This is a genomic window from Bacillus sp. 05T31 (assembly GCF_056396725.1).
The window spans coordinates 1-7,883 of the sequence record NZ_JBFTMA010000151.1; the positions used below are offsets into that span (position 1 = coordinate 1).

Below are 7,883 nucleotides of genomic sequence, written 5' to 3' on the forward strand. Positions count from 1 at the left end.
GTGATGATGGCAGAGAGGTCACACCCGTTCCCATACCGAACACGGAAGTTAAGCTCTCTAGCGCCGATGGTAGTTGGGACCTTGTCCCTGTGAGAGTAGGACGTCGCCAAGCAACTTTAAGACGAGTCAGAATGACTCGTCTTTTTTGTATGCTTTCATACCTCTGTTAATTGCCTGCTTAACTCCTTCTAAATAGGCGAATCCATGCCTTTTATCTGGTTCTAAGTAAGTACCTTCTGCCCATTCATTCCACGCRTTAATAAATAAAAACTCGCTGTTGTAAAGAGAATAGGTACGCTGGATTTGTTTGCTTAAATATATCGTGAACTTCCTAGGGGTAGAACCTAGGAAGATGCTGCTATTTAAGTCTTTGCGGCGTGCTGTATTGTCCCAGTCAACAAAGGCACCAGGAAATGTTTTTTTCTCTGGAGGAGATCGCTTTAGTATATACATCCACACTTTATCATAATCCCAAGCGTTTATTTGTTTACCAGACTCATATATTGTCTTATTTATGTCTGAAGAGCTATCATGAGCAATTGTATAAAAAGGCTCGAATTGAATGCTAGCATCAAATCCATTTATATTAGGAAGTGGAAAGCTGTTTAATGTTTCTGCAAAGTATATACCTTTCAAACCATTTTCTTGTGCGAGTGTATTCCAATAATGAAGCATTTGTTCACAATGAGGGATATGCCCGGGACGATAAATAATGAATAATGGTTTATCGTCTATACGGATATATCTCTCATCTTGGAAAGCTTGCAATAAATACTCAAAGTGTTCTTTCCAATCCGATAATTCTCCATAATTTTGAGGCATTAATATGTGACTATCAAGACCATCCCAAGTTTTTGTCCACGGTTCATTTGCCCAAGAAAGGCAAAATGGAAAATCTGGTTCCTTCATCTTAAGTACCTCATTAAAGGGTGCCTCCAATAGCCTCTTCCCTTTAAACCAGTAATGGTAATAACAAAAACCATATATGCCATGTGCTTTGGCGATTTCTGCTTGCCATTTTCTTACGGATGGGGTGGTTAAGTCATAATAAAAATCTTGATAAGGTTCTCTAGGTTGGTAATGTCCTGAAAATAAAGGTCGTGCACTTTTAGTATTTGTCCATTCAGTAAACCCTTTCCCCCACCATCGGTCATTTTCTTTTATTTGATGAAACTGTGGTAAGTAAAAAGCGATTATTTTCAAGATATATCCCCCTTATGTTCTTCGTAGTTCAAGTGGTGGGAAGTTACTGTTGATTTTTCGAATCTAGTTAAAGCATGAGATATGTTATTTACTTACTGTGTTTATGCTGCATAATGAATTCTTTTGTRCAGTTTGCTTGATATGGAAATCTTTGATGATTTAATATATACGGCTGAGATACAAAGTGATCTTCATTATACAATGAGCGAAAAGAGTTAATCTTTTTGGAGAACAAATAGAGCTTGGGGTAACCGGTTTGTATCATCAAAAAAGTCCCGTAGCTTTAAATACTTCTCATAGTGGTTTTTAATATAAGTTCTAGGTATAACGGTTTCCCCATAGAAGCTACTGTTTCTAACGTCTCCAGCTCCCGTAGGGCTGTGGATAAAATTGCCGCTTTCATAATCYGAGATGGCACGATTTATATCTGGAAAAGCTTGAGATAAAGTTTTATGCCACCCAGTTTGAATTAATTCAGGGTGTTCCTTRAATTGTTGACAGAAATCGAGAAAATAGCGTGCTTGTGTTGTTGCAATGAAGATTCCACCTGGACGAAGAATTCTTGAAAACTCCTTTATCCAATTTTCTGCTGTTTCTTCGGATAAATGTGAGAATACAGAATAAGCGAATATGATATCTAATGAATTGTCATTAATAAATTCTACAGGAGGTTGTGGGGGAGCTATTTTATACCTGCCTCTTCCTAACGTTTCGTTGCAAAGGTTAATCATTGCAGGATCTACATCAATACCAAGTAAATTTTTATGGCGAACATCTTTGAAAAAGAAGCGTATGATTCTTCCCCATCCGCAACCAAAGTCTAAAATTTTCCGTTCTTTATTCAAGGGAACGCCTAAATTATGGGCATATGTTTTTACAAGGCTATAAAACAAATATGCTTCATAAAGAGCATGTTCATAGGAAGCACCTACAAACTGTTGTTGAATTTCTTCGGGGGGGAACATAGGTACTGGGATGCCATTTATCTTTGTTTGTGAGCAACTTTGTATAAATAGATTAAGAAGTTCAACATCAGAAAGCGGGCTAACAAGGTTATCAAAATCACTTCCTAACTTAAAGTTATTCATTTGTTAACCTCCAAATTATATAGTGCCTAAAAATCATTTTCGTGTTTTTCACTAATAAAAACATGTAGAAATTCAGCATCTAACCCCAGTGATCTATCCTTTTGTAAATAAACAATGGTATACATATTTGCATGTGTATAAATATATTCAATCATATCTTGACCCCAATCAAATGTTACTAAAGACCCGTTCTCATCAATAGGATTACCATGATAAATTGGCTCCTCAATATATTCGATTCCTTCTTTATTGATTCTTGCTCTTTGTAAAGTCTTTGTGAGTGTATGATACCAAGGGACAGTAAACACATGAGCGCCGCCAGGCTTTAATACACGCTCTATTTCTTTAAAGGCTTTGTTTGGCTCCATTACATGTTCAAAGACATCTTGAGTAATGAATAAATCAAAAGATTCATTTTGAAAAGTCATGTCTTCTAAGTTCTCGCATCTAATCCCTTGAAAGTATTGGCCGAGAGGGTAGTTTTTAAAGTATTGAGAGTATGTATAGTTTTTGCAGTTTTTTATTAGTAGTTGAGTTGTAATTCCTCCAGGAGAGGATTCGTGGATATGATAGGAACCCCATTTTGGAAAAAATGTATTTAAAACATGGATTAGAGCGCGCTGCCTTGGTATAGAGTGGCATGTAGAACATAAGTAGTGATCTCTAAGCCAATCATTATGCTCTATAAATGTAGCTTTCTTCTCACAAATAACGCAATATCCATTATTGTGCTTCAAATTACCTTCCACATGACATCACTCCTGTGTAAAAAAATGCATATGACACACACGTCAACAATCAGCGAAATCAAAGAGAGTGGGTGGAAATTAGGGAACTCATAAAAGTGAGATTGGTAGATTGGAATAATTAGCGGGAGAGAACCCCACGCTAATTAAAGTTTCACTTTATGCTATGCGATACATTCGCTTTTATTCATTGAAGAATGTATCGACTTAGAATATCCCTTTTGTGTACGGATACATTTCAAAGTCTTGTGCATATATTTCTGTAACTAAATCCATGGTTTCTTTATCATAAAAGCTTTCATATGTTGGAAAGCGGGGGAAGGATGCATCTGTAATGCTAAGTTCTGCATAGCTTCCCGTATAAAGCATCTTATGAGCACGATGATGATCTGAATTTATAAGAAGCGCTAAATTTGATTTAGTCAAATCGTACATGTGTTCTATCTTGGTGATTTGTGTATTAAAATCTTCTAAAGGAATATAGTATTGGATGAAGTTTTCTTCACCTGGGACGTATTGCTGACTAAAATGTATATCGATTGCTAGGGAATTGGAACCGAATGCTTGAACGTAATATAAAAATTGTTTAAATGATATTCCTTGATTACTATATTTGTCATTATAAAAACAATGCCGGATACTTTCCCATTGAGGGCTAGCATATGGATTGTCAGCAAGCAATAAAAAGGAGCTGACCGCCCTTGTATAGGGATTCCGTACAAGTTTACAAACATCTTTTTTTGCTGTTAGAAGCCCATTTTGTAACTCTGCTATGTAGTTGGTGTTGTTTTTATACACCCAGAATTCATAGTAATGAATAAAGTCATGGTATTTCTTTGCTTCAGTAAATAATCCAATTTGAAAAAAGAACCAATTAGCTAAAGTAGTACATCCGCTTCTATGGCTCCAAAATAGTATAAGTGGAAAGTCTTTATGGAAATGTGGGATTCGATCTTTATGTAGGATTACATGATTTAAAAGCTCTTGATTTACATTCTTCATACATGTAGTGCTCCTTTTTGAAAGTTTTATTTATGGAGAAGGTTTTTAAATAGAATAAACGAGAATATGAGAAGGCAATTTTTTACTAATCCAATATATTCATGGGAATGAGTAAATATTATGAGTGTTTTTGCGGTCATCTTAAATAAGGTATCGATTCTAAAAGGAAAATATAAAATAAAGATAATGAAAATTTATAAGGGGCATACAATTATAAGAGAATGAATAATAGAGGTGAGCAAGTTCGTTTATTTGTATTTCTAGGTGTGATAAGCAAAAATCTTATTACTAGAGAGGATATTATGAGGAAGAATAATTATTTAATAGTAGGTGGAAATAGTTTCATTGGTATAAACCTCGCATTAGGTTTATTGAAACAAGGTCAAAATGTAAAAGTATTTTCCAGACATATAAATAATTTCCCTCAAAATATTATAAGTGAGGTTGAATTTATTAAAGGTGATTTAGCAAATGTTAAAGATATATATAAAGCTTTAGTGAGTGTGGATATTATTATTTATTTAGCTGCAACGTCTAATGTAGCAACTTCAATTGAAGATGTTTTCGGAGATATAAACAGTAGCTTTTTTTTTCTTAACTTCATGGAAAGTGTTAAAAATTTTCCTATTAAAAAAATTGTATTAGCATCTTCTGGAGGCACGGTTTATGGTGAACCGGAATATTTACCTATTGATGAGGAACATCCATTAAAACCACTTTCTCCTTATGGAATAACAAAAGTATCGCTTGAAAATTACTTGTACTTTTATAAGAAAAAATACGGAATTGACTATGTTGTATGTAGATATTCTAATCCATATGGAAAATATCAAAATCCTTTAAAGAAAGTTGGGGCAATAAATTGTTTTTTGTATCAGCATCTCAGTAATGAAAAGATTAATATATATGGGAATCCACAAGAGATTATTCGAGATTATATTTATATCGATGATTTAGTTGAAATCACTATACAACTATCACAATTAAATCGTTTGAAATCTTGTGTGTATAACATAGGGAGCGGCAAGGGTCTCTCTTTAAAACGAATTATAGTAGAATTGGAGAAATTAACGGAAAGAAAAGTGGACTTTACCTGCTATAAACAAAGGCAAGAAAATGTTCAAAAAATCATTTTAAATATAGATAGAGTAAGACGAGAATGTAATTGGGAACCGAAAATAGATTTCAAAAGTGGAATTAGATTAAATAAGCTATGGATTGAAGAGTTCTTATATAGTAAAAAATAATAAACCACGCCCTACTTTTGTATCAGTAGAGCGTGGTTTATTATTTTATTTCTTTTTTTATTACCCAAAGGTCTTGATGTTCCCACCAAAAACCTTCAGTGTATTTTTTGATGACAGGGTTATAGGGTAATAATTTAATTTTGTCACATACGTAAGAGGGACTAACGATCGTTTGCCCGTATTGATGAACATCTAAATCCAATTGTTCACTAGAAGGGAGAAACCAATAACCCTGTTTATTTAAATCTGGAAAGCTGAAGTACTTTTTACTTTGATAACCATGAGTTGTGAAAATGAGTAAGCCTTCAGGAGAAACAGCATTATACAATGTTTGAAGCCAACGAAACCAAGTTGTATCAGGCATATGAGAAAAAAAGGATAGACAAAAGACGATATCATACGTAGACGAGGCCAATTTTACTTGTTCAGGTTCAGGGTGAGATAAGATAGAAGAAGTATTTAATKTGTTTTCAATAAAAGTAATAGCCTCTTCATGTATATCACAGGTAGTTATACTTAAGTTCGTTTGTGGGTTTAATAAATGACGTGTTACGCAGCCATATCCGGATGCGAATTCTAATAATTTAATTGGAGTGTCTATAGGGGGATAAAAGGAAGTAATTAAATCTAAAAGTGTTTCTGCGGATTTTCTCCCATCTTGAAAATAATAATCTATCGCTTCTTTTTTAGATGGGAAGACTGGATTAGTGACAAGGAATTGAAAGATATGATCCTCTGGATGGATACTTGCATTTACATTGTATTTGTGTGCAATTTGAGAAAGCAAATCTTTATTTGCTTCTATAAATTCTTTCAAAGAGTAACCCCCCTTAAATGATAGTAACGTTTTACAAGAGATACTGATGGCGAAGAAAATATATCATTAAATCTTCAAATATGCTTTAAGGTACTTTCTATATGTGTACATTTTCTTTTTTGAAATGTCGTCGATAGTAAAGGTTTCTTTAATGAAATTCTGCATTTGTACAACTTCACTGTAATGGGAATATGAATCTTCTGTTCTCGTTACGCTATTTGTATGTCGTCTATGATAGTTTAGCGGTTTTGGATTGAAATAAATGTTCCCCTCTTTAAGAATAGAAACATAGAAAAACCAATCACCAGCTACTTTAAACTTTTCTAATTGTTTTTCTGTAGTTTTTATATCTATGGTTTTAAAAACTACACTTGAGACATTAGGTATGGTGTTTTTGATAAGTAATGTATCTTGTATTTCATCTATCCCTTTTCGGAAATAAGAACTTTTCCATTTTTCTTTATCAATATCATTTGTGTAATCTAAATAATGATTGGCTAGGATATTTCCTTGTTCATCTATTTGTTTTGATTGTGTGTAGCTTAAGGTAACATCACCATTTATATGAAACCCTTGGATTACTTCTTCTAAAAATGTCTGATCACATAAGTCATCGGCCTCTGCAATCCAAATATAATCACCGGTTGCTGCAGAGATGCCTTTTATCCATTGTTTAAATACAGAACCAGAGTTTTTATCATTAATAATCTGCTGAACTTTTAGGTGGGGCTTATTTTCGTTTGAGAGCAGCTGTTCAAATATAGATACGCTATTGTCAGTAGAGGCATCGTCTAGGAAAATTAGTTCGTAAAGGGGATAGGTTTGGTTTAATATGGATTTAACTCGGTTAGATAAGTATTTTTCGTAATTATAGTTCGGTATGATTACGCTTATTTTTTTGTAATTATGATCAAGTAGGTTTAACAGTTGATAAATGTAATGAAGAAAGTTGAAATCTTTTTCAATAAGCTCTTGGCCAAAGCGCCCTTTTTGTAATCGTAAGTCTTCATCTCCAATAAATTCATATATTCTTTCCAGCACCTGCGGTAAATTTAAAAAGTCTACTAAGGCGCCAGTTTGTTCCGTAACAACATCTTCAAAACCTCCAGCGTTTTTAAACCCTATAACAGGGACTTTTGTATCTAATGCCTCTAAAACAACGTTTGGAAAAGGATCTTCTCTTGAAGTTAATAAATATAAATCAGCCCCGGCGTTATATAAACCGATATCTGGAGTAGGCTCAACTAATGTGAAATGTGCTGTATATCTTGGGGATAGCGTGTTAAAGAAATGAACATCTGTTCTCCCGACCCAGATAAAATGAATATTCGTATGAACCTTTCTTACTGAGTAAGCAATAAGTGAGAATAAATCTATCCCCTTCCGATGATCAGCGAAACCTACTCCTAAAATGATTTTGCTATCTAGAGGCAGGTTGTGTTTTTTTCGTAATTCGCTTCTAGCTTTTGCAATATTGTTCTTATAAGGATTGTGGTTAAACAAGCCTTGAGGGAGGATGTGACATTTTTGATGATCTAATTGGGTGATTGTACGGAATTTTTCATACACGTACTGTGAAGGGAAGACAATTTTGTAAGCGAACTGGGCAATGTTTCTAGCTTTCCCCTCGGCAGAGTACTGTTGTATTAAATGCGGCAATTCATGTATTAATGAAATAACTTTTATATTGTGTTTAGCTAGTAATGCAACTATATCACCACTTATGACGGTACTACATATGGCGATGGTATAGTCTTGTGATAGTAACTTCTTTATTAAT

General features: G+C 34.0%; 7 protein-coding genes and 1 rRNA gene. 2 read left to right on the forward strand and 6 right to left on the reverse strand.

Translation table 11 applies throughout. The annotated features are described in order from the left end of the window. Nucleotides 1-112 (forward strand): 5S ribosomal RNA (rrf, locus tag AC1DJR_RS11795); the annotation flags it as partial. Nucleotides 113-126: 14 nt separating this feature from the next. On the opposite strand, the gene AC1DJR_RS11800 is transcribed toward rrf, so the two are convergent. From AC1DJR_RS11800 to AC1DJR_RS11815, 4 genes are all read right to left on the reverse strand, one after another. Continuing rightward, entirely contained in the window at nt 127-1,203 is a 1,077-nt protein-coding gene (locus tag AC1DJR_RS11800) for a glycosyltransferase WbsX family protein (protein ID WP_002140175.1), read from the reverse strand. A gap of 215 nt (nt 1,204-1,418) precedes the next feature. After that, nucleotides 1,419-2,291 carry a class I SAM-dependent methyltransferase gene (locus AC1DJR_RS11805; protein WP_429688909.1) on the reverse strand — a complete coding sequence of 291 codons (873 nt, stop codon included), beginning with the start codon at nt 2,289-2,291 and terminating at the stop codon, nt 1,419-1,421. Between the two features lie 26 nt (nt 2,292-2,317). Next, nucleotides 2,318-3,040: a class I SAM-dependent methyltransferase gene (locus AC1DJR_RS11810; protein ID WP_012260218.1), complete on the reverse strand. Its 723-nt coding sequence runs from the start codon at nt 3,038-3,040 to the stop codon at nt 2,318-2,320. A gap of 204 nt (nt 3,041-3,244) precedes the next feature. Next, the gene (locus AC1DJR_RS11815; RefSeq protein WP_131247425.1) at nt 3,245-4,039 is read right to left on the reverse strand and encodes a sulfotransferase family 2 domain-containing protein; all 795 of its coding nucleotides are present in this window, start codon (nt 4,037-4,039) and stop codon (nt 3,245-3,247) included. A 302-nt stretch (nt 4,040-4,341) separates the two neighbouring features. Here AC1DJR_RS11815 and AC1DJR_RS11820 point away from each other — a divergent pair, with 302 nt between their 5' ends. Then, complete coding sequence (locus tag AC1DJR_RS11820; protein WP_429688912.1) at nt 4,342-5,286, forward strand: NAD-dependent epimerase/dehydratase family protein; 945 nt, start codon at nt 4,342-4,344, stop codon at nt 5,284-5,286. Nucleotides 5,287-5,326: 40 nt separating this feature from the next. Here AC1DJR_RS11820 and AC1DJR_RS11825 read toward each other — a convergent pair whose 3' ends face one another. Both AC1DJR_RS11825 and AC1DJR_RS11830 read right to left on the reverse strand, forming a co-directional pair. Further along, on the reverse strand, nt 5,327-6,103 hold the full coding sequence (locus AC1DJR_RS11825) for a class I SAM-dependent methyltransferase (protein WP_477002675.1): 777 nt from the start codon (nt 6,101-6,103) through the stop codon (nt 5,327-5,329). Nucleotides 6,104-6,169: 66 nt separating this feature from the next. Continuing rightward, on the reverse strand, nt 6,170-7,883 hold a 1,714-nt coding region (locus AC1DJR_RS11830), incomplete at its 5' end, for a glycosyltransferase (RefSeq protein ID WP_477002676.1).